A 26,048-nucleotide genomic window follows, 5' to 3' on the forward strand; every position below is an offset into this window, starting at 1 on the left:
CCATCAAAGCACTACAGGTACAGACCCGCGTCCGCGCCGTCCCGTGCCCCCGGCACCGAGGTCGGTGCCGTGCCCCGGCGCAGCGCGTACAGCTCGGCCAGCGTCGCCCCGTCCCGGCCGATGGCATCCTCCCGGCCGGGGGCCTCACCGCCGAGCCAGTCCACCGCCTCCCGGTGGGTCAGCTTGCCCACCTCGATGCGGGCCAGACAGCGGCCGGGGCGGACCACGGCCGGATGCAGGCGCTCCAGGTCCTCGTTGGTGGTGACGCCGACCAGGACGTTGCGGCCCTGTCCGAGCAGGCCGTCGGTGAGGTTCAGCAGCCGGGACAGGGCCTGGCCCGCCGTGTGCTTGGCCTCGCCGCGGATCAGCTCGTCGCAGTCCTCCAGCAGCAGCAGACGCCAGCGGCCCTTGCCCGCCGAGTCCTCCTCGCCGATCGCGATGTCCATCAGATAGCCGACGTCGGAGAACAGGCGCTCGGGATCCAGCACGCAGTCGACCTGGCACCAGTCGCGCCAGGAGCGGGCCAGGGTGCGCAGCGCCGAGGTCTTGCCGGTGCCCGGAGGGCCGTGCAGGAGGAGCAGACGGCCCGCGATGTCCTCCGGGGTCGTCCCCATCAGGCGGTCCATCGCCTCCGCCACGGGTGCCGTGTAGTTGGGCCGGACCTCGTCCCAGGTGCCCGCGGAGATCTGCCGGGTGGTGCGGTGCGGGCCGCGCCGGGGGGAGACGTACCAGAAGCCCATGGTGACGTTCTCGGGCTGTGGCTCGGGCTCGTCGGCGGCGCCGTCCGTGGCCTGGTCGAGGACCTTCTTGGCCAGTTCCGCGCTGGTCGCGGTCACCGTGACGTCCGCGCCGCGGTTCCAGCGGGAGACCAGCAGGGTCCAGCCGTCGCCCTCGGCGAGGGTGGCGCTGCGGTCGTCGTCCCGGGCGAGCCGGAGCACCCGGGCGCCGTCGGGCAGCAGGGTCGCGCCGGACCGGACGCGGTCGATGTTCGCCGCGTGCGAGTACGGCTGCTCGCCCGTCGCGAAGCGGCCGAGGAACAGCGCGTCGACGACGTCGGAGGGCGAGTCGGAGTCGTCGACGTGGAGCCGGATCGGCAGAGCGTCGTGTGGGTTCGCAGACATGCGGCCATGATCCGGCAAGGGTGCGCTCCGCGCACGGCATTTCCACCGCTTGTCCCGGGTGTTCCCGGACAGCGCCCAGTGTTTCCAAGACCTGCCCGAGCCGTCGGTTCCGCCGTTACTGTTGTCCCCGATGGGACGTCATGGGTGGGAATCGGATACTCGGCGGTGGCGGCTCACCGCCCTGCTCGGAGTGGGCGCCGCCGTGCTGGCCCTGGCGGTGACCCTGTTCGGCACGCTGTCCGGCGGGCCCAGCACGGCCGGCACCATACGCGACGGCGACACGGTGCACGGCAGCCCCGCGAGCCCGAGCGCGAAACCGGAGCCGTACGTCGGCTGGGGCTTCACGCACACCCAGTACAGCGCCGACGAGGGTGCCGGGGCGGCGACCGCGCGCGTGGGGAAACTGCTCGGGCAGAACGCCGGGCTGGCGCAGAACCAGCACATCATGGGCTGGGGCGCCGACAACCCCGAACCGGTCAAGGGCCACTACGACTTCGGCGCGCTGGACCGCCGTGTCGACTTCGTGCGCGCCTCCCGCGGCACCCCGGTGATCACCCTGTGCTGCTCCCCGGACTGGATGAAGGGCGGCAGTGCCGGGGTGGACAACACGAACTGGAGCCAGGCGGCCCTGGAGACGGCGCCCACGCCCGACCACTACCAGGACTTCGCCGACCTCGCCGCCACCGTGGCCCGCCGCTACCCGGACGTGAAGCACTTCATCGTCTGGAACGAGTTCAAGGGCTTCTGGAACGACGCCCGGTCCCGCTGGGACTACGAGGGTTACACGAAGCTGTACAACCTCGTGTACCGGGCGCTGAAGAAGGTCGACAAGGACATCATGGTCGGCGGGCCGTACCTGGTGATGGACAGCGTCGATCCGCGCGACCAGAACGCCTCCGGCGCGCTGAAGGGTCCCTGGGGCGCCATGGACCAGCGGGTGCTCGACGCCTTCTCCTACTGGAACGCGCACAAGGCGGGCGCCGACTTCACCGTGGTCGACGGCTCCAGCTACACCCGCGACGACGACCTGCTGCCCGACGAGTTCGCGGCCACCGACAAGCTGACGGCGGTCAGCGAGTGGGTACGCCGGCAGACCCACGGGCTTCCCCTGTGGTGGGCCGAGTACTACGTGGAGCCCGGCGACGGCAACGACGACCGCAAGGGCTGGACCGAGCCGCACCGGGTCGCCGTCCAGGCCACCGGGATGATCGCCATGGTCAAGGGCGGCGCGGAGTCCGGCTTCTACTGGAACCCGGAGGAGAAGACCGGCACCGGCTGCGCCGGCTGTCTGTGGACGCCCACCGACGGCGGCGGCGGGGGCCAGGCGCTTCCCATGTACGACCTGGTGTCCCGGTTCGCCAGGGCGTTCCCGCCCGGCACCACGTACGAGACGGTCCAGGTCGCGGCCGACGACGTGCCGGTCGTCAAGGTCCTGGCCAGTGCCAAAACCGTCCTCGTCGTCAACACGCGGAACCGGACGATCAGCGCCCAGGTGGACGGCAAGCGGTTCGACATGCGGCCGTACGAGGTGAAGTGGCTCGACCGCTGATCCGGCCGAGCCGCCCTCACTTCATGGTCAGGAACCGCTGCACCAGCGAGGCCAGCACCACCGCCAGCAGCGGCAGCGCGAACCAGAACGTGCCCTGGAGCAGCCGCAGTTGACGTACGCCGGGCCCGACCGCGACCCGTACGACCTCCCGCGCGGCGAGCAGCAGCATCAGGACCACGGCGGACAGGGCGCCGATCACCGACCACGGGGTCCAGGTGACCTGTGGCCCGATCGGCCCGGGCTTCGGCCTCGGTACCGCGCCCGCCGGCTGCTTGCGCAGGGCGAACACGGTGACGTCGTCGTTGACCAGGACCTTCGTCAGCTCCTGCCGGTTGTCCAGGTTCTCGATCAGCCGCGGCCCCCAGGCCGTGGCGTAGCCCGCGTCCAGCTGCAGATAGGTGACCTGGCTCTTGTTGATCATCAGGTACGAGTTCGGGCCGGCGTCCTTGAGCGCCTTGACCAGGCCCGAGACCAGCACCGGGTCGGTCGGCGCCAGGGTCGGCACATAGTTCACCCGTTCCATGTCCTTCGATCCCCACGGCATGGCCGGGGTCACGTCGTTCACCGTGTCCTGGGTCAGCCACAGCAGCCGCAGGGTGGGCTTGTCGTGGGCGTACACCCAGTTCATGGCCGCGACCTCGCCGGGCCGGGTGCGCTCGAACGGCTCGTTGCCCCAGCGGGCCACCAGGAAGCCGCCCATCAGCAGCAGCCCGGCCAGCAGCGCGGCCAGCGGCGCGAGGCTCACCCGGTCCTTCTCGCGCTCCTTCGCCGTGACGCCGGTGCGCGGGAACAGGGCGAGCGCGCCGAGCAGGGCCGCGCCCGGCACCGCGAACATGAAGACGCGCAGCGCCATCTCACCGCCGTACGACTGCATGCCGAAGCCGAGGAACGGCACGAAGGTGAGCACCAGCAGGGAACGCTCGCGGTAGCGGTGGAAGCGCCGGCGCCACCAGCCCCAGCAGGCGAAGGCCATGACCGAGCCGGCCAGCAGCACCCGGGTGTACAGCACCAGCTTGTGGGTCGAGCTGCCGCCCTGGATCCGGCCGGAGACGGAGGTCGAGACGTTGCTGCCGACTCCGCCGACCCCGCCGAACAGGTCGTTGAAGTGCCCGGACCAGTACGGCTCGGCCATGAAGCCGACCCAGACGGCGACGACCACCGCGAACAGCAGCGGCAGGCCGCGCAGTTCGGACCGGCCGAGCAGGACGAGGGCGGCGAGCACGCCGAGCATGACGAACGGGGTGAGCTGGTGGGCGGGGACGCTCGCCGCGTACAGGCCGATCAGCACCAGGAGCAGGACGGCCCGCTGGCGTCGGTCCGCCGGCTCCACCTCCGCCTCGCCCGGGCGGAACTTCGTCCAGATGACGCGCGGCGGGCGGAACCAGACCAGCAGGATCGCCACGAACATCAGGTACAGCAGGTAGGTGAAGCCCTGCGGGGAGAAGTAGTCCTGACCGACCCAGCCGCACAGCACGAACAGCCAGACGCCGGTCCACTTCGCCCGCCAGCTCGCCCGCAGCGACCGTGTGATCAGGAACATCGGCGCCAGGTAGGCGAGTTGGACGGCGGTCGGCCACCAGCGGATGACCTCGGTGAAGTCGGTGACCCCGCAGGCCCGGCCGACGAACGCGGCCACCGCGAAGAAGCCGGGCCAGCTCCAGCGGGCGTCCAGGTCCGGTACGGCGGACCCGGTGCGGTCGATGTAGTCGATGAACCCGAGGTGCTGCCAGGCCGTCGGGAACCGCGGCTCGGTCTCGATCACCGCGGGCAGCGCGTGCAGCGAGACGACCGTCGCCACCAGCGTGAGCAGCAGCAGCGCCCGGTGCTCGCGGCGCAGCCACAGCAGCGCGGCGAAGACGGTGACCAGCAGGGCCGCTCCGACGAGGGTCGGCAGCGGCAGCACGGAGACCAGCCCGAGCCCGCCCATCCGGTCCAGATCGGCCTCGCCGAGCCGCAGCGCGGGCACCCAGTACAGCAGCAGCGCGGCGATCAGCAGACAGCCGAGGACGACACCGGTACGGGTGGGCAGCAGCCGCTGCCCAAGCGGCACGGGAGCCCGCGGCTCCTCGGGCGCGGGCCCCTCGGCCTCGGGTCCGTCCGGTACGGGCTCCTGCGGAAGGGGCGCGTCGCTCTCCACCACGGAGTCCATTTTCCCGAGGGACACCGCCAACTCCTCCTCGGTGAACGGCGCGTCGACCTCCGCCGCCTCCGCCTCCCTCAGCAGTTCGGCCTCGGCCGGGCCCAGCGAGGCCTCGCTGCCGGGCTCTCGCTCTTCCACCGGAAGCCCCACCGGACGGCCCACCGGAAGCGCCCGTGGCGGCACCGGCGTGCCGGCGGGCGGGGTGCCGGGGCCCGGGCGGACGTCCGGGCGGCGCTCCACATGGTCGAAGTCGACATGGATGCCGAGGGCGAGGGTGTCGGAGTCCAGCGCCCAGGCCGGGCTGTGCCGGCGCGCCGGGGCGGAAGCCGGGACCTCTCGTGTGCCCAGGTCGGCGAGGTCCCCGTCGGGCGGAGCCGTGTCGGGCACGGCGTCGGTCGCCGTCCGGACCGTCCGCCACAGCCTCGGCGCGGCGATCGCGGCGATCACCGCGAGGCTGGCGGCCTCGGCGACACCCGCGCCGGTCAGCCCCATCCGGGGCAGGAGCAGCAGGGTCAGGCCCAGCACCAGCACGCACAGCAGGCCCTGGAGCCAGGCGAGTCCGGCGGTGCGGCTGCGCGCGCGCAGCACCGCGAAGTAGGTCTCGATCACGACCCGCAGCACCGAGCCGACCGCGAGCCAGCGCAGCAGCGGGGTCGCCGCGTGCGCGTAGCCCGAGCCGAACACGCCGAGGATCCAGGGCGCGCCGATGATCCACAGGGCCGCGATCGGCAGCATGATGCGGGCCATCCGCTTCAGTGCGGCGCGGGTGTAGCCGGCCAGCCGTCCCGGGTCGTGCGAGCCCTCGACCGTGAGGGACGCGCCCATGTTGATGGCGAGCAGGTCGGTGGTGCCGCCGATGGTGGTGGCGATGTAGAAGTAGGCGTTCTCGGCGGAGCTGACCTGGGAGGCGACGATCACCGGGACGAGGTAGATCACCGCGAGCGAGAACAGCGAACCGGTGTAGTCCCCGGCCAGGAACCTGCCGACCTGCTTCAGTGTCGGCGGTCCGGCGTGTCCCTCGGTCGCCTCGACGTGCCGGGGCACCAGGCGCCGGAACACCAGCCACCCCAGCGGCACCGCCGAGGTGGCGATCGCGGCCACCCAGGAGACGAAGACTCCGGTGGTCGCGAGGGCGGTGGCGAACGCGACGAGCAGGGCCAGCTTCACGGCCGAGAACACCGTGTTGCCCACCGGCACCCAGGTCGCGCTGCGCAGTCCGGTCAGCACACCGTCCTGCAGGGTGAGCACGTTCCAGGCGATGACGGCCAGGATGAAGCCGAGCCCGTTGACCGTCCCGTGCAGGAACCGGTACGACGGCCCCCAGGTGTCCAGGGTCAGCAGGAACACCCCGGCGGCCACCGCCACCAGCAGCGAACTGCCCGCGTACGTGCTGAAGATGAGCCGCCCGGTGCGTCTGCCGGCCACCGGGATGAAGCGGGCCAGGGCGCCGGTCAGGGTGACCGCGGTCAGGCCGGCGAGGAACTTCATCGCGGCGATGGCGGCCGACCCCTGCCCGACCGCGTCCTCGGAGTAGTAGCGTGCCGCGGCCAGCCAGAAGCCGAGCCCGAGGACGGCGGAGATGCCGGTGTTGAGCATCAGCGCGTAGGCGTTGCGGAACAGCGGGCTGCCGCCGGGGGACCGGCCCGTCCGGGGCAGCCGGAGACGGCGCCCGGACCTCTCGGGCGCCTGTGCGTCGGTCGTCGTGGACTCGGTCGTGGTCGTCGTGTCAGACACGGGAACGGATGGCCTTCCGGCGGACCTGACGTGCTCTGCGGACGAGGGCGTAGCCCTTGGTGAGGGCGCGGTCCCTGGCGAAGGTGCGGGCGACGGCCCGGCCGTGCAGCAGCCGCTCGAACTCCTCCACGCCGGTGGAGCGCCGGACCGTGACCCGTTGCAGCGCGTACGGCCCCTGGCGGCGGCGGGCGAGGGCGTTGCCGACGGCGAGGGCCTGGACGTAGCCGTCCTCGCGCACGGCCCGGCGGACCCTGCGGTCGGAGTAGCCGTAGGGGTAGGCGAACGACACCGGCCGGGCACCGAGTTCGTCGGTGAGGATCCGTGTGCAGCGGGCCAGATCCGTGCGCAGGGCTTCGTCGCCCAGCTGGTCGAGCTGCGGGTGGGTGTGGCTGTGCCCGCCGATCTCGACCCCGGCGGCGGTCAGTTCGCGCACCTGCCGCCAGTCGAGCATGGCGTCCAGGCCGCCCCCGGTGTCGTACGCGCCCCTGATCCAGCCGGTGGAGACGAACAGGGTGGCCGGGAAGCCGTGCTTGGCGAGGACGGGCAGGGCGTGCCGGTGCACGCCCTCGTAGCCGTCGTCGAAGGTGATCAGCACCGGCCGGGCGGGCAGCGGGCGGCCGGAGCGCCAGCGGTCCGCGAGCTCGGCGGTGGTGACCGGGGTCAGCCCCAGGTCGCCGATGAGCGCCATCTGCTCCGTGAACGCCTCCGGCGCGACCGACAGGGCACGGGTGGCGTCGTTGGGGGCGGTGGCCACGGAGTGGTACATCAGGATCGGTACGGGAGTGTCAGCCATCGGTGCCCCCTTGGTGCCGTTCGCCGCCGTGTCCGGCGCGCTCGATGGCGTCGGCGTCGGCCGCTACGTCCCGGTCGCCGGTCGGTCCACCGCCGACCGGGGCCGCCTCGGCGCTGCCCGTGGGCCGCCGGCCGACCTGCTGGACCGGCGCCGACGAGAAAGCCGTACCGTTCCGGCGTGCCTTCAGGGTCCCCACCGCATAGCCGCCGGCGGCGCTCAGCACCCCGGCGACGATCGCGCCAGCGCGTCCGGCGCCGCCCGGCCGGGCGAGCAGGGCGTCCCGCAGGCCACGAGCGACCCCGGCGGGCAGCACCCTGGTGGTGTACCGGCGTTCGGACTCCAGGCCCTTGTCCGCGCCGACGCTCCTCGCGACCAGCGCCTTGGACAGGCCCTCGGCGTAGGTGCGGGTGCGGAAGTAGGCGAAGTGCTCACGGGGTTCGGGGACCCGGTGGTGGATCACCGCGCGGTCGTCGATGAGCAGCACGGCGTCGGGGCGGGCCCGGGTGAGGCGGATGCACAGCTCCGTCTCCTCGCAGCCGAGGGGGCGCCGGTCGCCGTCACGGCCGATGCCGGTCGCGAAGCCGCCCGCCGCCTCGAACGCCGTACGCCGGAAGGAGGCGTTTCCGCCCAGGACGTTGCGGACCCGGACCCGGCCCGGCGGCAGCCCCTTGTAGGTGCAGCCCACCACCCAGTCGAACTCCTCCGGGAACCAGGCCGGCCGCCGGCCCGAGGCCCAGACGGGCACCGTGCGGCCGCCGACCGCCATGACCCGCGGATCGGCGTAGCCCTCGGCGAAGCGGCGCAGCCAGTCGCGTTCGGCCACGGCGTCGTCGTCCAGGAAGGCGATGACCTCGCCGTGGCAGGCGGCGATGCCGGTGTTGCGGCCGGCGGACAGGCCGCGCGGGCCCGCGTTGGCCAGCACCCGGACGTCCGCGCTCTGCTTGTACTCGCGCTCCAGCCGGTCCTTCAGGGCCGGGTTGTGGTCCACGACCAGGAGCGTCTCCAGCGCCGGATACGACTGCGCGCGCACCGAGGAGACCGCCGCGAGGATGTCCTCCCAGCGGTCCTCGGTGTACACGCAGATCACGACGGAGATGCCGGGATCTCTCAAGACACCTCTCCCCGGACCGCGTCGAGCATCGGCGAGTGGTGTTCCTGGCGGCGCAGCTCGCGCCGGTTGGAGCGTTCCTTGAGGATGACCTTGAGCACCCGGAACCCGTCGCGCACGGCCCGCAGGTTGCTGGTGCCGTGGATGCGCAGGTACTCGTGGCTCGGGATCTCCTGGACCTTCAGACCGGCCTTGACCACTCTGATGTTCATCAGCGTCTCGACCTCGAAGCCGGTGCAGTCGAGGTCGATCTTGTCCAGGCAGTGCCGCCAGAACGCGTTGTAGCCGTAGCACAGATCGGTGTAGCGCGCGCCGAACTTGCGGTTGACCACCGCGCACAGGGCCCGGTTGCCGAGCTTGCGGATGAAGGTCATGTCGTCGGTGCCGCCGCCGTTGGCGAAGCGCGAGCCCTTGGCGAAGTCGGCGCCGGAGACCAGCGCGGAGACGTAACTGACGATCTCGCCGCCGTCGGCCGAGCCGTCCGCGTCGACCATCACGATGATGTCGCCGCTGCACGCCTCGAACCCGGTGATCAGGGCATCGCCCTTGCCCCTGCCGTGCTGTTCGACGACCTTGACGTCCGGCCACAGGGAACGGGCCACCTCGACGGTGTCGTCCGTGGAATTGCCGTCCACCAGGACGACTTCGTGTATCCAGTCCGGGAGTGTCTTGAAGACGTAGGGCAGATTCTCCGCCTCATTCATGGCGGGAATCACCACGCTCACCGGCGGAGTGATCGCCAGGTGGGAGGAGATCGGCCGGTAGTGCGTGGCGATTAAAGGATCTTGCCCGGCACTGGGCGGGCGCAGGACGGAACTCATGAGTCTTTTCCCTCTCGTCCGGTGGACCGCCCACCCCCGGGCGGCCCGGCTCTTTGTCCGGTTCGAAAGGGGGGTTCTCATCTTCGGCACGGAACACCGATCTCCCAATCGGTCTCTGTGCACGCCGATGAGCTGGCAAAGTGGCCGGTCCGCCGGAGAAGAACGGCAGCCGGTCGCGCGGCACGACTCGGTCACAGTTGCGGTCACCGAGCACGGCACCCCCCTACCGCGCCCCGCGCCGGTGGACGCCGCGGCCCTGAGCCCTCCCCTGGAGCCGTGTGCCGACGTGCCGGTGCGGGTGAGATGTACGACGGTATTGACGATTGAACCCGAAAGGCAACCCCTGGGGGACTGCCTCACAGTTTTGTTGGTTTGGCCGTTACACAACTTTGGCCGGTGTTGCTCGCTGTTGTGTGCGTTTTCCGGAAATCTGTTCCCGGATCACGACCAGGAGCAGAAGCAGCAGGCTCAGCACGGTCACCGCGATCACCCCGCCGCGGACCGACCAGCGGTGCACCGCGAGCATGCCTTGGGCGATCAGCATGTTGACGACGACCGAGCCCGCAAGGGCGCACAGCGCGCGGCCGAAGGGATCCAGCCCGCGCAACGCCGCGGCGAGCGCCGTGGCCGGCGCCGCGAGCAGGAAGAGCAGGCTGCACGGGCCGCGCAGTGGAGAGTCGGAGTCGGCGAGAGCGAGCAGCGCGCCGGTCAGTGCCACGGCGGTCGCGGCCCCCGCGAGCAGCGGCAATGAAGATGTCTTGGTGTGGATGGTCTGCATGGCCGACTTTGCCCCCCGACGTGCCGGATGCCGGGCTTCAATGTGGCGCAGTCCATGGGGGGCCGTCAAGACGGCAATTGTCGAACCGTCAACAGGGCTCCATGTCCATGTAATAGGTGAGCGGTGAACGTTTCGCGTTGATCCTGTTGAGACCCCAAAAGTCTTGGCATGGACACTTCCCGTCAACACGCGTAGTTGCTACGACAGTTGTGGCAGAGATCCTGCTAAAGGGAGGTTCCATGAGACGTTCCCGACTTACCGGATTCGTGACCTCGCTCCTCCTCGCCGCCGGCCTCGGTCTCACCGGCGCCGGCCATGCGGCCGCCGCCACCGGAGGCTATGTGGCCCTCGGCGACTCCTACTCCTCCGGAGTCGGCGCGGGCAGCTACATCAGCTCCAGCGGCTCCTGCGATCGCAGCACCAAGGCGTACCCGTACCTGTGGAACGCCGCCCACAGCCCGTCCTCGTTCGCCTTCAACGCCTGCTCGGGCGCCACGACGGACGACGTCATGGCGAACCAGCTCGGCTCGCTGAACTCCTCCACCTCACTGGTGTCCCTCACCATCGGCGGGAACGACGCCGGCTTCTCCGACGTCATGACGACCTGTGTGATCCAGTCCGACAGCGCCTGCATCGACCGGATCAACACGGCCAAGGCGTACGTCGACTCCACGCTCCCCGGCAAGCTGGACACCGTCTACAACGCGATCAGCGCCAAGGCCCCCGGCGCCCGGGTGGTCGTGCTCGGCTATCCCCGCTTCTACCTGCTCGGCCAGACCTGCCTCGGGCTCTCCGACACCAAGCGGTCCGCGATCAACGGCGCGGCCGACTACATCGACGCCGCCATCCAGAAGCGCGCCCAGGCCCACGGCTTCGTCTTCGGCGACGTCCGCACCGCCTTCTCCACCCACGAGATCTGCTCCGGCGACTCGTGGCTGCACAGCGTCAACTGGCTCGACATCGGCGAGTCGTACCACCCCACCGCCGCCGGTCACTCGGGCGGCTATCTGCCGGTGTTCACGAACAACGCGTGACCCGAACGGGCTCGCCCCTCAGGGTGAACTCGACGGCGAGCCCGATGCCGATGCGGAGGCCCCGCCCGACGGGGTCTCCGTCGCCGTGGCCGTCTTGCAGCTCACCGAGAACGGGACCGCGTCCGACGTGGTCTGCACCGGAGCACGCACCTTCACCTTGATCCGATCCTCGGTCGTCCCGCTGCCGCGGTACACCGTCAGGGTCACCCGCACCTGCCGGGTCTTCCCGCCTCCCTCCGGGAACGACAGCGTGTGCCACCCCGGGTCGGACACGGATCCGCGGGTCGTCACCCAGCGGTACTCCACCTGCGCGGGCAGCCGCCCCACCGTGAACGTCGCCGTGAACGAGGGCGTCTGCGCGGCGGGCGGCGGACAACTCCCCGAGTACGTCGTGTGCGCGCCGGCCACCGTGACATCCACGGACTGCGCCGGCTGTGTGTCCGACGACGTGCTGCCGCTCGACGGCGGCGGCGACGACGTGCCCGCGTCCGTGCTGCCGTGCGCGGTCGGCGTCCGCGCGCCGCCGGTCACCCGGGTGCCGCCGCCCGCGTTCTGCTGACCGCCGCCGTGGTGACGGTTCAGCAGCGCGTACGTCAGCCCCGCCAGCGCGAGCGCCAGCACGAGCAGGCCCGCCACCAGTACCGCGCCCGCCCGGCGGGTGCGCTGCGGCCCGTCGGGCGCCATGGACGTCGTGGGTGCCGGAGTGCCGGACACGGGCAGCGGCGGCGTGGGGGAGAGCTGTGGGTGCGGGGCCGCGACCGTCGGGGCGGTGTACGGCGGCACCGGCAGCGTGGCCGCCCGGGGCGTTCCCCCGGCCGCGACGATCCGCAGCTCGTGTTCCGCCCGTTCGGCGCCGAGCCGCTCGGCGGGGTCCTTGCGCAGCAGCCCCTCGATGACCTCGGCCAGCGGACCGGCCCGGTGCGGCGGCGGCAACTCCTCGTCCACCACGGCCCGCAGGGTGCTGATCGGGGTGTCGTACCGGAACGGTGAGACGCCCTCCACCGCCGCGTACAGCAGCACCCCCAGCGACCACAGGTCCGACTCGGGCCCCGGGGTCCGCCCCAACGCCCGCTCCGGAGCGAGGAATTCGGGCGAGCCGATCACCTCGCCGGTCATGGTCAGCGCGGAGCTGCCCTCGACCGAGGCGATCCCGAAATCGGTCAGCACCACCCGCCCGTCGTTCGCGAGCAGCACATTGGCCGGCTTCACGTCCCGGTGCAGCACCCCGGCGGCGTGCGCCGCGCGCAGCGCGGACAGCACCTCGGCGCCGATGTGCGCGGCCCGCTGCGGCGACAGCGGACCCTCCGCCTCCAGCTGGTCGGCCAGCGACAGCCCGCGCACCAGCTCCATCACGATCCACGGCCGGCCGCCCTCCAGAGCCACGTCGTACACCGTGACCACATTGCGGTTCGCGACCCGCGCCGCCGCCCACGCCTCCCGCTCCAGGCGCGCGTACATCCGCTCCACGTCGGAGGCGGGCAGCCCGGCCGGGGCCCGTACCTCCTTGACGGCCACCTCGCGGTGCAGCACCTCGTCCCGGGCGCGCCACACGGTGCCCATGCCGCCCTCGCCCAGCGGGGACAGCAGACGGTAGCGGCCCGCGATCACACGTTCGCGGCCCGGCTCTTCGGACACGGGCGCCCCCAAGGCAAGTCGCGGTGATGTCTCTCCGTCGCGTGATGTCACCTCAAGTTAGCTCAGCCGAGCGCGGATGCGGCCCCTTTGACCACCAATCCGGCACCCAGCGCCATGACGATCAGCGCGGAGGCGAGCGGCACGCAACGGCGCACCAGCCCGGCCACCGGGTGGGCGGTCCAGCGCGGCCGCCGCTCCAGCACCCGGCTCACCCCCGAACCCAGCCGCACCACCGCGAACCCGGCCGCGGTGAGCGTCAGCGCGAGCCCGGCGCCGTAGGCCACGACGAGCAGCAGCCCGAACCAGGCCTTCCCGAGGGCGGCGGCACCGACGAGCACCACCACGGCGGAGGGACTGGGCACCAGGCCCCCGGCGAACCCCAGCAGGATCGTGCCGCGGAGGGTGGGGGCGGTGGGGTGGGTATGGGTGTGGCCGCCATGGGTGTGCGTATGGCCGCCGTCGTCGTGGGTGTGGTTCCCGTGGCTGTGGGCGTGCCCTTCATGGGCGTGGGCATCACTGGAGTGGTCGTGACTGTGGGCGTGTCCTCCATGTGTGTGCTCACCATGGCTGTGCTCCCCATGGAGCGCGGGCTGGTGATGGCGGGCCGACCACACCCTCCGTACGAGGCCCGCGCCCGCCAGCAGGACCAGCGCCCCGCCCGCGACTCCCAGCCAGGCGATCACCGAGGGCGTGGCCGCGGAACCGGCCGTGACGAGCAGGCCCAGGGCGACCACGCCGAGGGTGTGGGTCACGGTGACCGAGGCGGCCAGCGGCAGGACGTCCCGGAGCCTCGCCCGGCCCCCGCGGGCCGCCGCCGCCGCGGCCATCAGGGTCTTGCCGTGGCCCGGCGCGAGCGCGTGCAGCGCGCCCAGGACGACCGCGACGAGCAGCGCGAGGACGCCGAAGCCGACGGTGAGGTCGTGCCGGGCCACCAGGTCGTCCAGCGCCCGGGTCCAGCGGTCGGCGCCCCGCGGCAGGATCGCCGCCCCCGGCGCCGCCTGCCGCTCCTCCGCGAGGGCCGGCCCGCCGGGGCGCAGCCGCACGGAGGCGGCGGTGGTGTCGGCCGGGGAGGACAGCAAGTCCTTGGGGTACACGGTCAGTTCGTGCGACACCGACGTCTTCGGCACGTCCGTCGCGGTGAGTGTCATACGGTCGCCGCGCGCGGTGATCTCCCGCCAGCCGGGTCCGCCGCCGGTCCCCGCGCTGTGGAAGCCCAGGGTCACGGTGGCGCCCCGGGGGAGCGGGGCGGTCAGCCGGCACTCCACACGGAGGGTGTGCAGCCCGGCCTGGCCGGGACGCAGCCGCGCCGTGGCGCCGGCGGCGGTCAGGGGGGCCGTACGGCCGTCCACGGTGAGCCTGCTGTCCTCGGCGGCCCGCGCACACCGCTGCCGGGCCCACTCGCCCGTGCCCAGCCGCTCGAGGTCGGGCCCGGCCTGGGTGGCCGGGATCTCGGCGAGGTCCTCCACATGGTCGACGCGGAGCTGTCCGGGAGCGGCGACCAGGCCGTCGTAGCGGTTGACGGTGAAGTTCCCGAGCGGATGGGCGCTCGCCGTGCCGGCCGGCAGCAGCGCGAGCGCGCACCCGGCGAGGAACAGGAGGGGCAGGCGCAGGGACGAGGGACGCAGTTTCACTTCGCCGCCCCCAGGGCCTTGCGGGCCTCGGCCGCGCCGAGCGGGGAGAAGCCGGGGTTCAGGCGCAGGGCCGAGGTGAGGGAGGCACGGCCGGCCGCGCGGTGGCCCGTGGCCAGCTCGATCATGCCGCGGTGGTAGAGGAAGGCGGCGTTGCGGTATCCGGTGGCGGTGGCCCGGCGGGCGTACGGCAGCGCCTCGGCGTCCCGGCCGTTCGCGTGCAGCGCCCAGGCCAGCGCGTCCGCGGTGTGCACGGTGTGCCGGCGGGCCCATTCGGCGCGCGCCGCGCGCAGGGCGGCCGCCTTGTCGCCGTGGTCGGCGGCGGCCAGCGCGGTGTCCAGGTCGGCGTTGACGCCGTTGGCCCGGGCCAGCGCGATCCACGCGTCCACGAGGGCGTACTGCCGTCGCGCCCTGGCCCGGTCGCCGGCCGCGCCCCGCGCCTCGTACAGCTCGCCCAGTTCGACGAGCGGGCCCGGCAGCGGATACCTGGACACCACCGTCTCCATCCCCTTGATCGCCGATGCGCGGTCGCCGCTCGCCGCCTGCGCCCTGGCCCGGCCCTCCAGCGCCGGCAGATAGGTGTCGTCGGCGGCGAGAGCACGGGCGTAGTAGGTGAGGGCTGTCCTGTAGTCGCCCTGGTTCCAGGCAAGTTGGCCGAGCTGGGCGGCCACGTACGCGGTGTCGCCGGGTGACGTGGCACCCGCCAGCGCCTGTTCGAGGACCCGGCGTGCGGTCGCCACGTCACCCCGTAGTTCGTGCACATACGCGTACCGTGTGAAGACCGGCACTCCCGGCTTGCGCGCGTCGGCGGTCCCGGCGGCCTTCGACGCCTGGGCGTACTGGCCGAGTTCGACCAGGGCGTCGACCCGTGAGGACAGCGCGCGCTCGCTGTACGGGTTCTGCCGCAGCGCCCGGTCCGCGTAGGTCAGGGCGTCCTTGAAGTCGTGCCGGGCGGCGGCGAGGGCGGCCTGGCCGGCCAGCGCCTGGTCGTTGCCCGGGGCCAGCGCGAGGGACCGCCGCAGCGCCTTGTCCGCCTGCGGGTACCGGGAGGGGTCGCCCTTGGTCCGCGCCTGCTCGACGTAGGCCAGGCCCAGCGTGGCCCAGCTCCCGGAGTCCTTCGGCTGGGTGCGCAGGTGCGCCTGGAGGGTGGCGATGCCCGCGTCCAGGTCACCGCCGCCGAGCGCGCCGGGGTCCACGGCGGTGGAGGCGGCCGGCACGGTGGCGGGCGCCGGGCCGGCCCCGAGGGCGATGGCCCCGCCGGTCAGCGCGACGGCCAGCAGAGCGGCGCAGCCGGCGAGTTGCGCGGTCCGCCAGCGCCGCCCCGCAGCAGCGAACCGCCGAACGGCGGCCACCCGCTGGTCGGGGCCGACGTCCGAGGCCGATTCCGAGGGTTCTTCGGCCGCCACCGTCGGGCCGGCTGCCAGTACCGGCTCGGTTGCCACCGTCGGGCCGGTTGCCGGTGTCGGTTCGGTTGCCACCGTCGGCGCGGTGGCCGGTGTCGGTTCGGTTGCCACCGTGGGCCCGGCTGCCGGTGTCGGTTCGGTTGCCACCGTCGGCGCGGTGGCCAGTGTCGGCCCGCCGCCCGCCGCTGGCCCGCCGCCCGCCGCTGGCCCGCCGCCCGCCGCCGGCCCGCCGCCCGTCGTCGGCCCGCCGCTGTCCTTCTGCCCGTCCATGTCCTCGTCCTGTCCGCGCGGGCCCATGCCGTCTCCTGCGTCCGTCTGTCGTAAGGGAGGCGCGGCCCGCCGTGGGGGAGGGGAAGGTACGGGCCGCGCCGGTATGGGGTGGGTGGGGATCAGTAGGGGCGCCGGATGCGCCGGCGCCACCAGCCGACGGCGGTGCCGAGGAGCAGGATCCCGGCAGCGCCCGACGCCGCCGACGCGGCGATCAGCACGGTGTTGTCCGAGCCGCCGGCGGAGGACCCGGCCGGTTGCAGGGCGTCACCCAGCTGGCTGCGCACGTCCGTGCCCGCGGTCGTGCCCTTGGCGAGCGGGCCGCGCGAGCCGGAGGTGGGCTCGGCGACGTACGGGAAGTACTTCTCGAAGCCCTTGTCGTTCTTGTCCACCGCGTCGCCCAAGTCGTTCTTCGAGCCGACCAGTTCGCCCTCGACGACCTGCAACGCCTCGTCGATCACGTCATCGGTGAGCCGGCGCCCGTTCGGGAAGCCCGCGTTGTCGCCATCGAGCACGCCGAGACGCTTGGGGTGCATGGCCGGCTTGACGGAGGTGTTCAGGCGCAGTTCCTCCGAAGCGCGCACGTTCGGGGGCTGGTTGAGGCCCTTGACGCCCTTCAGGAAGACGTCGACCAGGTCGTTGCGGGGCTCGCTGGGGGCCTTGATCTTGTAGATCGACTCGATGAGCTTCGGGAGCTCGGGGTTGGTGACGTTCTTCAGGAACTGGGCGTCGTACGCGGGCTGGGAGGCGTTGAACCTGTCCTTGTCCTTCTGCGGGTTGACGACCTCGTTGACCAGCGGGTTGCCCAGGCGCGAGACCTGGGTGTAGTACCCCTGCGCGTTGCGGCGCTGGGTGGTGGACCAGATGCCGACGATCGGCTGCCCGGCCGACTCGCGGATCAGGTCGTTGGGCACCTGCAGGGCGATGGTGTTGACGTTGTAGCCCTTGAGGGTGTCCCGGCCGACCTCGCTGAGGTTGCCGCCGTAGAGCAGGTCGAAGACGCGCAGGTCCGCGAAGAACGGGTCGTCCGCCTGTCCGGCGAAGGTCGCGGCACCCCCCGGCGTCTTGTAGACGGCCTGCGCGCGCAGCTTGCCGTAGTCCGGCATGGACGCCTTGCCGACGTCCGAGGGCGCCACCGGCACGTTGTCCGCGAGCCGCGTCCTCGACATCACGTGGTCGTTCTTGAGCCGGAGCAGATCGATGTCGTACGTCTGCGTGATGTTGAGGTCGGGGTCGTCGAGGCTGGTGACCGGGCCGGTGTTGTAGAGGAACGTGTTCCCGTTCTTCGTATGCGTCTTGAAGGTGTAGCGGAAGACCATGTCGTCCCGCGCGTCACCGTTGCTGTCGATGTGCAGGTCGTACTGCGCGTCGTCGGCGAACGTGTAGAAGTTCGGCCCGCCCGCGGGCTCCTCGAACGGGATCCAGTTCGCCACGATCGTCGTGGTGTCGGGCTTGTCCGGGCTGACGAACGCGTACAGGTCGGTGTTGTCGTACTGCGGGGTCCCCGAGATCAGCGGGGCCTCCCGGTGGGAGGAGGCGGAGGCCGCCCCCGGTGCCAGCGCGGCGGCGCCGGCGGCGGTGAGCCCTCCGGCGGCCAGCGCGCCGCAGATGAGCGTGACCACACCGGTGCGTCCCGTCCCGCTCCTGGAGAAGAGAGGTGTCATGCCGTCCGTCCTCAGTGCCGACTTGCCTTTGACGGACGGGTATACGGAGCGGAAGCACCGATCGGATTGGTCGGCGGAGAAAAAGTTTTGGGCACCTCGTGACCCGCGTTTTCGGCCCGCTGATCCGTATCTCCCGCGGGAGGTGTGCGTTCGTGCGGATGCGTGGAGTGCACGGCAGGGCCGGCTGCGGCCACAGAGAGGGGGCCCGGGCGCGGGCGGACGAGCTGCTGGTGCTCGTCGCGGACGGCGACCAGCGGGCGTTCGAGGAGCTGTACGCACTGGTGTCCGGGCCGGTGTACGGGCTCGTACGGCGGGTGGTGCGCGACCTCGCCCAGTCCGAGGAGGTGGCCCAGGAGGTGCTGCTGGAGACCTGGCGCTCGGCCGCCCGGTACGACCCGGGCCGGGGCAGCGCCCTGTCCTGGATCCTCACCCTCGCCCACCGCCGCGCCGTGGACCGGGTGCGCAGCGCCCGCGCGGCCGGCGAACGCGAGCAGCGCGAGGCCCTACGGGCCGGGGAGCCCGCGTTCGACCAGGTCGCCGAGGAGGTCGAGGCCGGCATGGAGCGCGAGTGGGTACGCCGCTGTCTGCGCCGGCTCACCGATCTGCAACGCCAGTCCGTGACCCTCGCCTACTACGACGGCTACACCTACCGTGAGGTGGCCGAGCGGCTGTCGCTGCCGCTCGGTACGGTCAAGACGCGGATGCGCGACGGGCTCACCCGGCTCCGCCAGTGCCTGGGAGGCGCCGCATGAGCATCCTCGGCAAGCTGCTGCGCCGCGAGGACCTGCACTCCCTCGCCGCGCCCTACGCGCTCGACGCCCTCGAACCGGGCGAGCGGCGCCGGTTCGAGAAACACCTGCAAGGGTGCGACCGCTGCGCCGGCGAGGTACGGGAGCTGGCCGAGGACGCGGTCCGCCTCGCCTGGTCCACGGCGGCCCACGCGCCCCCCGCGCTGCGCGAGCGGGTGCTGACCGCCGTACGCACCATCCCGCAGGAGCAGGTCCGGACGCCGGCCCAGGAGCGCACGCCGCAACTGCCGCCGCACGTCTGGGGCACCCAGCCCCCGCCGGGACGCACCCGTACGCCCCGCCCGCGCCCCCTGTTCGTGCCGCTCGCCACGGCCACCGCGGCGGCGGCCCTCGTCGTCGCCTCGCTCTTCGCCGTGCAGGCCCAGCGCACCCAGGACCGGCTCACCGCCGAGCAGGCCCGGGGACGTGAGATCGCCCACGTTCTGGCCGCACCCGACGCCCGCGCCACCACCGGCAAGGACGCACGGGGCCGCGCCATCGGAGTGATCGCTTCCGCCTCGCAGGGAGAAGCCGTCGTCACCCTCAGCGGATACGGCAGCCCGCCCGCCGGCCGCGTCCGTCAGCTCTGGCTCATGCGCCCCCGTGCGCAACCGCGCTCCCTCGGGCTCTTCGCGGGCGACACGCCCTTGGTCGCGAAAGGTCTCGACACCTCCTCGACGTCACTCGCCGTAACCGTCGAGCCTGACGGCGGGTCAGCGCAGCCGACCGGCCAGCCCATTGTCCAACTCACCCTGAAATCGGTCGGATTCGGAGAGTAGTCAACGAAGGATGGTCAACCGCCTTGCGGGGAAGGTGAATCCTGTGGACGCGATACACGCGTGCCCCCCTGGGGCGATAGGGTTACTCTGCCCGGGCCGGGTGGACTCGTACGGGTGGGGAGTGACATGGAGCAGATAACAGTGCGCAGCAGGGCCAGGGTCCCTGCGATCACCTGTGGCAGCAGCGCGACCAGTTCGCGCCTCGACCGCCATCTGTCGGTGCTGGCGGGTCCCGCCGTTCCGCAGCGGGAGACGGCCGAGGCGACCTCGCTGATGCGTGAGCTGACGGCGCGTGACACCGCACAGCAGCGCAGCGACCGGGGCAGGCGGGTCAGCCGCGTCTCCCTCTTCGCGCCGCTGCGCCGACTGCGTCGTTCGCTGTTCGGCGGTCACTGAACAGCCGCTGAGCGGCCATGGAGAGCCGCTGAGCAGCCGCTGAGCGACCGTCGAGCCACCACCGAGCCGCCGCCGACCCGGCCGGGCGGCCCCCGGAACCGCTCCGGGCCGTCGGCGCTCAGGCCACCACACCGTCCCGGCGCATCGCTGCGATCTCGTCGTCCGTCATCCCCACGGCATGCAGCAGCGCCCCGGTGTGCTGCCCGAGCGCGGGCACATCACCCATCCGAGCCTCGTCCCCGCCCGGCAGCGTGATGGGAGGCAGCAGCGCCTTCAACGGCCCCACCGGCGACCCCACCTCACGCCACCGCTCGCGGGCCGCCAGCTGTGGATGCCCGGCCAGTTCGTGCAGGTCACGCAGCCGGGCACAGGCGATCTGGGCCTTCTCCAGCCGGGCCAGCGCCTCCTCGGCGTCCAGCGCGCCGAGCGCCTCCGCCACCAACGCGTCCGTCTTCTCGCGGTTCGCGACCCGTGACGCGTTCGTGGCATACACCGGGTCCGTCCCCAGTTCCGGGCGACCTATGACCTGTTCGGCCAGCCGCCGCCACTCCCGGTCGTTCTGCACGGACAGCAGCACCCGCCCGCCGTCCGCCGTCGGATAGGCGTCGTAGGGCGCGATGACGGCGTGCGCGAGGCCGGTGCGCGCCGGGGGCTCACCTCCGTGCATCGCATGGTGCAGAGGATGCCCCAGCCACTCGGCGAGCGCCTCCAGCATCGACACCTCCACCGGCCCGCCCCGGCCGGTCGTCCCGCGCCGGACGAGCGCCGCCAGGACCCCCGAGAACGCGTACATGGCCGCCGCGATGTCCGCCGCCGGCACGCCCGCCTTCACCGGCTGATCCGGCGTCCCGGTGACCGACACCAGCCCCGCCTCGCACTGCACGAGCATGTCGTACGCCCGCTTGTCCGCGTACGGGCCGAAGGAGCCGTACCCGGAGATGTCCACGGCGATCAGCCGCGGATGCGCCGCGCACAGCGTGGGCGCGTCGAGGCCGAGCCGGGCCGCCGCCCCGTGGGCGAGGTTCTGCACGAACACGTCCGCGTCCGCGATCAGCCGCCGTACGACGTCCAGGCCCCGCGGATCCTTCAGATCCACGGCGATGGACTCCTTTCCGCGGTTGCACCACACGAAGTGCGAGGCGAGACCGCGGGCCGCCGTGTCGTACCCGCGCGCGAAGTCGCCGCCGTCGACCCGTTCCACCTTGATGACCCTGGCCCCCAGATCGGCGAGCTGCCGGGTCGCGAAGGGCGCGGACACCGCCTGTTCGACGGCGACGACGGTGATGCCCTCCAGGGGCAGGGGCTGGGTGTCCGTGGGCTGTTCCATGCCCGGATCATGGCTCGTGACCGACGGGTTTGTCAGTAGTGCGGCGCCGGCCCGTCACCGTTGCCCGTGCGCGTACCGGCGCACGGCGAGCGGCAGGAACAGCGCGGTCAGGGCCAGGCTCCAGGCGAGCGCCCCGGCGACCGGGTGGGCCACCGGCCAGGCGGAGTCCGGCGGGACGGCGGCGTTGCCGAACAGGTCCCGCAGGGCGGCCGTCACCGCGCTGATCGGGTTCCACTCGGCGAGGGTGCGCAGCCGGCCCGGCAGGTGGTCCGTGGGGATGTAGGCGTTGGACAGCAGCGGCAGCACGAAGGAGGAGGCGCCGAGCTGCCCGGCCGCGTCCTCGCTGCGGGTGAGCAGCCCCAGGAAGATCCCGGCGCAGGTGCAGGCGAACCGGAAGAGCAGCAGCAGCCCCACCGCACCGGCCGCGTCGAGCACGGACCCCTCGATCCGCCAGCCCACCGCGAGCCCCACCAGCAGCAGGGGCACGGTCCCGACGCTCGTCACGACGAGGTCCGCGGCCGCCTGTCCCAGCGGGACGGCGGCCCGGCTCACCGGCATCGCGCGGAACCGGTCCGTCACGCCCCGGTGGGTGTCCGCGGCGGCCTGGAACATGCCGGTCATCAACCCGCCCGCCGCGGTCGCGACGAGCAGCCCCGGCACCAGGAAGGACCGGTACTCGCGGCCGGGCATGGCCAGCGCGCTGCCGAACACATAGCCGAAGAAGAGCAGCATGTTGACCGGCATCATCTGGGTGAGGATCGCCAGCCCCGGACTGTTGCGGACCCGGCGCAGCTGCCGGCCGGTCATCGCCAGTCCGTCGTACGCCAACGCGCTCATGCGACAAGCTCCTTGCTGTCGGGGGATCCCTGGCCGGACTCACCGGTGAGCCGCAGGAAGACCTCGTCGAGGGTGGGCGGGCGCAGGCTCGCGTCCAGCAGCGGCACGCCCGCCGCGTCGAGGGCGCGCACCAGGCGCGGCAGGGTGAGGGTCGGGTCGGTGCTGACGGCGCCGACGGCGTTGCGTTCGCGGTCGAACACGGGCTCGCTGCCGGTGAGTTGATCGAGCACGCCCGCCGCCCGCGCCAGTGCCTCCGGGTTCGCGACCACGGCCTCCGCGCGGGACCCGATGAGCGCCTTGAGCTCGGCGGGCGAGCCGGTGTGCGCGACCCGGCCCCGGTCCACCAGGGCGATGTCGTCCGCGAGGTGGTCCGCCTCCTCCAGGTACTGGGTGGTCAGCAGCACGGTCGTACCGTCCGCCCGCAGGTCGCGCACCGCCTGCCAGATGCGGGCGCGGCTGGCCGGGTCGAGTCCGGTGGTCGGCTCGTCGAGGAACAGCACGTCGGGGCGGCGGACGAGACTCGCCGCGAGGTCCAGCCGGCGCCGCATGCCGCCGGAGTAGGTCGAGGCCCTGCGGCCGGCGGCCTCGGTCAGCCCGAAGCGCTCCAGCAGCTCGTCCGCCCGCCCGGCCGGCCCGCGCACCCGGTGCAGCCGGGCGAACAGGCGCAGGTTCTCCCGGCCGGTGAGGTCGCCGTCGACCGAGGCGTACTGCCCGGTCACGGCGATGTGGCGGCGCACCGCGTCCGCGTCCCGGACGAGATCGTGTCCGGCGACCCGCGCCGAGCCGGCGTCCGGCCGCAGCAGCGTGGTCAGCAGCCGTACGGCCGTCGTCTTGCCCGCGCCGTTCGGCCCGAGCAGCCCGCAGACCGACCCCTCGGCCACGGCCAGATCCAACCCGCGCAGGGCGTGCACAGCGCCGAAGCGCTTCTCCAGACCTTCACTAAGTACAGCGTACGTAGTAGCCATGCGGCGACCATACCGCACTACGTACGCTGTACGTAACTAGGATGGTGGCCGAGGTGATGATCCATGGCAGTCCGAGGGGCCGTCCCCGAGGTGATCTGGGCGCGCCCCGAGCGCACCGGCCGGGGGCCCAAGCCGGCGTACACCCGCGACGACATCGCGGCGGCCGCCGTCCGGATCGCCGACGCACGGGGGCTCGACGCGGTGTCCATGCGGCACGTCGCGGCCGAGCTGGGCTGCGGCACGATGTCGCTGTACAACTACGTCCCCCGCAAGGAGGACCTGTACGAGCTCATGGTGGACGCGGTCAGCGCGGAGCAGGTCCCGTGGGAGCCGAGCGGGGACTGGCGGGCCGACATGCTCCGGGTGGCCCGGGAGACGCGGTCGCTGATGCACCGGCATCCCTGGGTGCCGCGGCTGATGTCCCCGGTGTACGGCGTGAGCCCGCATGCTCTGCGGTATCTGGAGCACTGCCTGGCCTGCCTGGACCCGCTGGAGGAGTCGTACGGCACCAAGCTGGAGCTCGTCGCGATGCTGAACGGCGTGGTGACGACGTACGTCCGCAATGAGCTCGACACGGCGGAGCGGGTGCGGGCGCTGCCGTGGTCGGAGGACGAGGAGAACGCGGTCCGGGTCGCGTATCTCGGGCGGCAGGTCGCCTCCGGCGCGTATCCGAGGATGGCGGCGGCGTTCGCGGAGGACGCGGGGCCGATCGATCTGGAGGCGGTGTTCGAGCGGGCGTTGGGGCGGGTGCTCGACGGCTTCGACCCGCACCGCGGCGACCGGTGAACCGGGAGCGCGTGGGGCGTCAGCTCATGCTCGTCGAACAGACGCTGACGGCCGCTCGCCGCCACGGCGTCCCGCTGTGGCTGCGAGGCGGCTGGGCCATGGACTTCTTTCTGGGGGAAGTCACCCGGGACCACGGCGACATCGACTGGTTCGCCCGGGCCGAGGACGCGGCGTCGCTCGCCGGGCTGCTGGCGGGGCTCGGCCACACACCGGTCCCCGGACCCCCGCCCGACCTCCAGCTCGACCTCGTCAAGGACGGGCTGGACAGCAGCTTCACCCTGGTGGACCGGGACGCGGCGGGACGCGTGGTCGTCGCGGGCGGGCCCTGGGCCGGAACCCCGTGGCCGGACGGGCTGTTGGATGCGGAGCCGGGCCGGATCGGAGACGTCGAGGCGCCGATCGTCAGCCCTCCGGCCCAGATCGAGATCAAGCGCATGATGCCCGTCTGGGATCCCTCACGGCCTCGTCGTGCCAAGGACGCCGAGGACGTCGCACGGCTGGAGGCCGCCCTGAAGCTCCGCTAGACCAGGGTGAACTGGCCTTCCGGGCCCTCCTCGTGATGGTCCAGGACGGAGGCGGGGCGGCGGGAGGCGTCGGGTACCGGCAGGACGCCCGCCTCCCGGAGGTCGGTCGCCGTGATCGGGGCTGCCACCTTCAACTCGGCGCGCCGGGGCCGCAGTTCGGCCAGCAGGGCCAGGACCGTGATCAGTTCCAGGAGTTCCGACGTCCAGGTCTGCGGCCAGGTGGCCGGGCGGATCGCGGCCAGGGTGCCTGGTTCGGCGGGGGTCGTGCGGGTGGTGAACCAGGACTCCAGGACCCGGACTCCGGCCACCTCGTGGTCCCAGGCCTCCGGCGGGACGGGGGAGATGCGGCCCTCGTCGAGGTGGAGGGTCTCGTCGTCCGCGTCGTAGAGCAGAGTGCCGGGCCGGGGCGGCAGGGGCGCGCGGACGTAGGGGCGGCGGCCGCCCGGCAGCTTGGGGCGTTCACCGTCGCGGCGCATCAGCCACAGCATGCGGCGGCCCACTTCGACTCCGGCCGACCAGAGCTCGGGGTCGTCGGTGAGCGGGACGGTCAGGTCGGGGCCGGTGGCGGTCAGGATCCAGGCGAGGACGTCGACCGGAGCGGGCATCCCGCCCAGGCGGTCGCCGAGGTGGGCCGTCAGGCCCGGAGCGAGATTCGGTTCACTGCCGCCGGGGCGGCGGTACAGCGGGCGGACGCGGCCGGTGCGCAGAGTGGGCAGCAGCGAGGTCGCCAGGAGCGGGTCGGCCCCGTCCCCCGTCTCCACCGTGAAGACCTGGTGCGCGTCCGCCACCCGCCACAACTCCGGGCGCGCGGTGTCGATCAGCCGGTGGTCCGGGATCAGCCACTGCTCGTCGAAGGGCGCCGCCAGGACGCGGACCGGCTCGGCGCAGGGTCCCTCGGCGCGGGCCAGCCGCTCGGTTCCGGTGGAATGGCCGGGGAGTTGGCCCACCGCCGAGCCGAGGGTGCGGGCCCGGGTCGGCTCGAAGAGGGCCTCGCGGTCCGGGCCCTCGGCCTTGAGCAGCGCCTCCCAGCGGGCCTTCAGCGAGCCCGGATCAGGAGCCGTCGGCCAGGCACGGCCCGGTCGCAGCGGTGCGACGGACCACGGCATGAGGTCCGCCAGCAGCGGAGCGTCGTCGTGCGTCACGCAGGGCATGGTACGGCCTGGACCGGACCCGGTATCAGGTCGCGTCCAGGGTCACCGTGAACGAGAAACGGTCCCCCCGGTACTGGATCACCGCCACGTCCAGCACCCGTCCGTCACTGTCGTACGTCACCCCCGTGTAGTGCAGGATCGGACTCAGCAACGGAACCTGGAGCAGCCGGGCGGTCTCCGGATCGGCCAGCCTCGCCTCCACCGTGTCCGTGATGCGGCTGATGTCCGCCCCGACCACGTCCCGCAGCACCTTCGTCATCGGCCAGCGGACCAGGTCCTCCAGGTCGATGCGCGCGCCGAGTTCGGGGCGCACGTGGTTCACCGCGTGGTTGGTCGGCTCGCCGGTCTTCTCGTCGCTGCGGAGGCGGTGGTACGTCATCACCTCCGCGAGGCCGGGGAAGTACTCGGTGACACCGGCGGGCACCGGTGTCATGCCGTGGTCCAGCAGTTCCGTCGTCATCCCGGACTGCTGGGCCACGATCGCGTCGACCGAGCCCAGCAGCCGGACGGGCGCGCCCCGCCGGACGCCGGGCTCGATGAACGTGCCGCGCCGCCGGTGGCGGCTGATCAGTCCCTCGTCCTCCAGCTCCTTCAGCGCCTGCCGCATGGTGAGCACGCTCACGCCGTAGTGCTCCGCCAGCTGCTCCTCCGTGGGCAGCCGCAGCGGGTCCTCGGGGGAGCGGCCGAGTATCGAGGCGCGCAGCGACTGCGACACCTGGTACCACAGCGGCAGCTTGCGGTTCAGGACGATCGAATCCGGAGCGAAGGAGGTCACTTGGCTATCCGTACCCGTCGATGAACGTCAGGCGCAACACAGGCG

At 72.6% G+C, this 26,048-nt stretch carries 22 protein-coding genes; 7 read left to right on the forward strand and 15 right to left on the reverse strand.

Going from position 1 to position 26,048, the window contains the following annotated elements; translation table 11 throughout:
• Positions 1-11: 11 nt before the first annotated feature.
• Positions 12-1,121 (reverse strand): DUF5925 domain-containing protein, encoded by a 1,110-nt coding sequence (locus tag FB563_RS26290; RefSeq protein ID WP_055710032.1) that lies wholly within the window; start codon positions 1,119-1,121, stop codon positions 12-14.
• Positions 1,122-1,251: 130 nt separating this feature from the next.
• On the opposite strand from FB563_RS26290, the gene FB563_RS26295 reads away from it, so the two are divergent.
• Entirely contained in the window at positions 1,252-2,670 is a 1,419-nt protein-coding gene (locus FB563_RS26295) for a GH39 family glycosyl hydrolase (RefSeq protein ID WP_055710033.1), read from the forward strand.
• A 16-nt stretch (positions 2,671-2,686) separates the two neighbouring features.
• Here FB563_RS26295 and FB563_RS26300 read toward each other — a convergent pair whose 3' ends face one another.
• The 5 genes from FB563_RS26300 to FB563_RS26320 form a co-directional block, all read right to left on the reverse strand.
• Entirely contained in the window at positions 2,687-6,544 is a 3,858-nt protein-coding gene (locus FB563_RS26300) for a polysaccharide biosynthesis C-terminal domain-containing protein (RefSeq protein ID WP_055710034.1), read from the reverse strand.
• Complete coding sequence (locus FB563_RS26305) at positions 6,537-7,337, reverse strand: polysaccharide deacetylase family protein (RefSeq protein WP_055710035.1); 801 nt, start codon at positions 7,335-7,337, stop codon at positions 6,537-6,539. The genes FB563_RS26300 and FB563_RS26305 overlap by 8 nt, the downstream gene beginning before the upstream one ends.
• On the reverse strand, positions 7,330-8,448 hold the full coding sequence (locus FB563_RS26310; RefSeq protein WP_234358063.1) for a glycosyltransferase family 2 protein: 1,119 nt from the start codon (positions 8,446-8,448) through the stop codon (positions 7,330-7,332). The genes FB563_RS26305 and FB563_RS26310 overlap by 8 nt, the downstream gene beginning before the upstream one ends.
• Positions 8,445-9,266 (reverse strand): glycosyltransferase family 2 protein, encoded by an 822-nt coding sequence (locus tag FB563_RS26315; RefSeq protein WP_055710036.1) that lies wholly within the window; start codon positions 9,264-9,266, stop codon positions 8,445-8,447. The genes FB563_RS26310 and FB563_RS26315 overlap by 4 nt, the downstream gene beginning before the upstream one ends.
• Before the next feature lie 379 nt (positions 9,267-9,645).
• Positions 9,646-10,044 carry a hypothetical protein gene (locus FB563_RS26320; protein WP_107100783.1) on the reverse strand — a complete coding sequence of 133 codons (399 nt, stop codon included), beginning with the start codon at positions 10,042-10,044 and terminating at the stop codon, positions 9,646-9,648.
• 239 nt (positions 10,045-10,283) lie between these two features.
• Here FB563_RS26320 and FB563_RS26325 point away from each other — a divergent pair, with 239 nt between their 5' ends.
• Positions 10,284-11,078 carry an SGNH/GDSL hydrolase family protein gene (locus FB563_RS26325; RefSeq protein WP_055710037.1) on the forward strand — a complete coding sequence of 265 codons (795 nt, stop codon included), beginning with the start codon at positions 10,284-10,286 and terminating at the stop codon, positions 11,076-11,078.
• 18 nt (positions 11,079-11,096) lie between these two features.
• Here FB563_RS26325 and FB563_RS26330 read toward each other — a convergent pair whose 3' ends face one another.
• From FB563_RS26330 to FB563_RS26345, 4 genes are all read right to left on the reverse strand, one after another.
• Entirely contained in the window at positions 11,097-12,713 is a 1,617-nt protein-coding gene (locus tag FB563_RS26330; RefSeq protein WP_055710038.1) for a serine/threonine-protein kinase, read from the reverse strand.
• A 62-nt stretch (positions 12,714-12,775) separates the two neighbouring features.
• Positions 12,776-14,344 carry a HoxN/HupN/NixA family nickel/cobalt transporter gene (locus tag FB563_RS26335; RefSeq protein ID WP_208766311.1) on the reverse strand — a complete coding sequence of 523 codons (1,569 nt, stop codon included), beginning with the start codon at positions 14,342-14,344 and terminating at the stop codon, positions 12,776-12,778.
• Positions 14,341-16,041 (reverse strand): tetratricopeptide repeat protein, encoded by a 1,701-nt coding sequence (locus FB563_RS26340; RefSeq protein ID WP_244329034.1) that lies wholly within the window; start codon positions 16,039-16,041, stop codon positions 14,341-14,343. Before FB563_RS26340 ends, FB563_RS26335 begins: the two co-directional genes overlap by 4 nt.
• 92 nt (positions 16,042-16,133) lie before the next feature.
• Positions 16,134-17,675 carry a DUF4331 domain-containing protein gene (locus FB563_RS26345; RefSeq protein WP_142218937.1) on the reverse strand — a complete coding sequence of 514 codons (1,542 nt, stop codon included), beginning with the start codon at positions 17,673-17,675 and terminating at the stop codon, positions 16,134-16,136.
• A gap of 158 nt (positions 17,676-17,833) precedes the next feature.
• On the opposite strand from FB563_RS26345, the gene FB563_RS26350 reads away from it, so the two are divergent.
• From FB563_RS26350 to FB563_RS26360, 3 genes are all read left to right on the forward strand, one after another.
• Complete coding sequence (locus FB563_RS26350; protein WP_055710630.1) at positions 17,834-18,427, forward strand: sigma-70 family RNA polymerase sigma factor; 594 nt, start codon at positions 17,834-17,836, stop codon at positions 18,425-18,427.
• Positions 18,424-19,242, forward strand: coding sequence for an anti-sigma factor (locus FB563_RS26355; protein WP_142218938.1), 819 nt, complete (start codon positions 18,424-18,426; stop codon positions 19,240-19,242). The genes FB563_RS26350 and FB563_RS26355 overlap by 4 nt, the downstream gene beginning before the upstream one ends.
• 126 nt (positions 19,243-19,368) lie before the next feature.
• Entirely contained in the window at positions 19,369-19,638 is a 270-nt protein-coding gene (locus FB563_RS26360) for a hypothetical protein (RefSeq protein WP_055705789.1), read from the forward strand.
• Between the two features lie 118 nt (positions 19,639-19,756).
• Here the strand turns inward: FB563_RS26360 and FB563_RS26365 are convergent, their stop codons facing one another.
• The 3 genes from FB563_RS26365 to FB563_RS26375 are packed head-to-tail and all read right to left on the reverse strand — an operon-like array spanning position 19,757 to position 22,767.
• Positions 19,757-20,965, reverse strand: a complete 1,209-nt coding sequence (locus FB563_RS26365) for a CaiB/BaiF CoA transferase family protein (RefSeq protein ID WP_055705788.1) — start codon at positions 20,963-20,965, stop codon at positions 19,757-19,759.
• 54 nt (positions 20,966-21,019) lie between these two features.
• Positions 21,020-21,802: an ABC transporter permease gene (locus FB563_RS26370; RefSeq protein WP_055705787.1), complete on the reverse strand. Its 783-nt coding sequence runs from the start codon at positions 21,800-21,802 to the stop codon at positions 21,020-21,022.
• Positions 21,799-22,767: an ATP-binding cassette domain-containing protein gene (locus FB563_RS26375; protein ID WP_055705786.1), complete on the reverse strand. Its 969-nt coding sequence runs from the start codon at positions 22,765-22,767 to the stop codon at positions 21,799-21,801. The genes FB563_RS26370 and FB563_RS26375 overlap by 4 nt, the downstream gene beginning before the upstream one ends.
• Before the next feature lie 63 nt (positions 22,768-22,830).
• Here FB563_RS26375 and FB563_RS26380 point away from each other — a divergent pair, with 63 nt between their 5' ends.
• Both FB563_RS26380 and FB563_RS26385 read left to right on the forward strand, forming a co-directional pair.
• Positions 22,831-23,553 carry a TetR/AcrR family transcriptional regulator C-terminal domain-containing protein gene (locus FB563_RS26380; RefSeq protein ID WP_055705785.1) on the forward strand — a complete coding sequence of 241 codons (723 nt, stop codon included), beginning with the start codon at positions 22,831-22,833 and terminating at the stop codon, positions 23,551-23,553.
• Between the two features lie 11 nt (positions 23,554-23,564).
• Complete coding sequence (locus tag FB563_RS26385; RefSeq protein ID WP_234357709.1) at positions 23,565-24,077, forward strand: nucleotidyltransferase domain-containing protein; 513 nt, start codon at positions 23,565-23,567, stop codon at positions 24,075-24,077.
• Here the strand turns inward: FB563_RS26385 and FB563_RS26390 are convergent.
• Both FB563_RS26390 and FB563_RS26395 read right to left on the reverse strand, forming a co-directional pair.
• Positions 24,074-25,228 (reverse strand): type ISP restriction/modification enzyme, encoded by a 1,155-nt coding sequence (locus tag FB563_RS26390; protein ID WP_055705783.1) that lies wholly within the window; start codon positions 25,226-25,228, stop codon positions 24,074-24,076. The two genes, FB563_RS26385 and FB563_RS26390, sit on opposite strands and share 4 nt — an antisense overlap.
• Before the next feature lie 25 nt (positions 25,229-25,253).
• Entirely contained in the window at positions 25,254-26,003 is a 750-nt protein-coding gene (locus FB563_RS26395) for a GntR family transcriptional regulator (RefSeq protein WP_055705782.1), read from the reverse strand.
• Between the last annotated feature and the right edge of the window lie 45 nt (positions 26,004-26,048).

This window comes from Streptomyces puniciscabiei, from assembly GCF_006715785.1.
In the GTDB taxonomy this organism is placed as follows: domain Bacteria; phylum Actinomycetota; class Actinomycetes; order Streptomycetales; family Streptomycetaceae; genus Streptomyces; species Streptomyces puniciscabiei.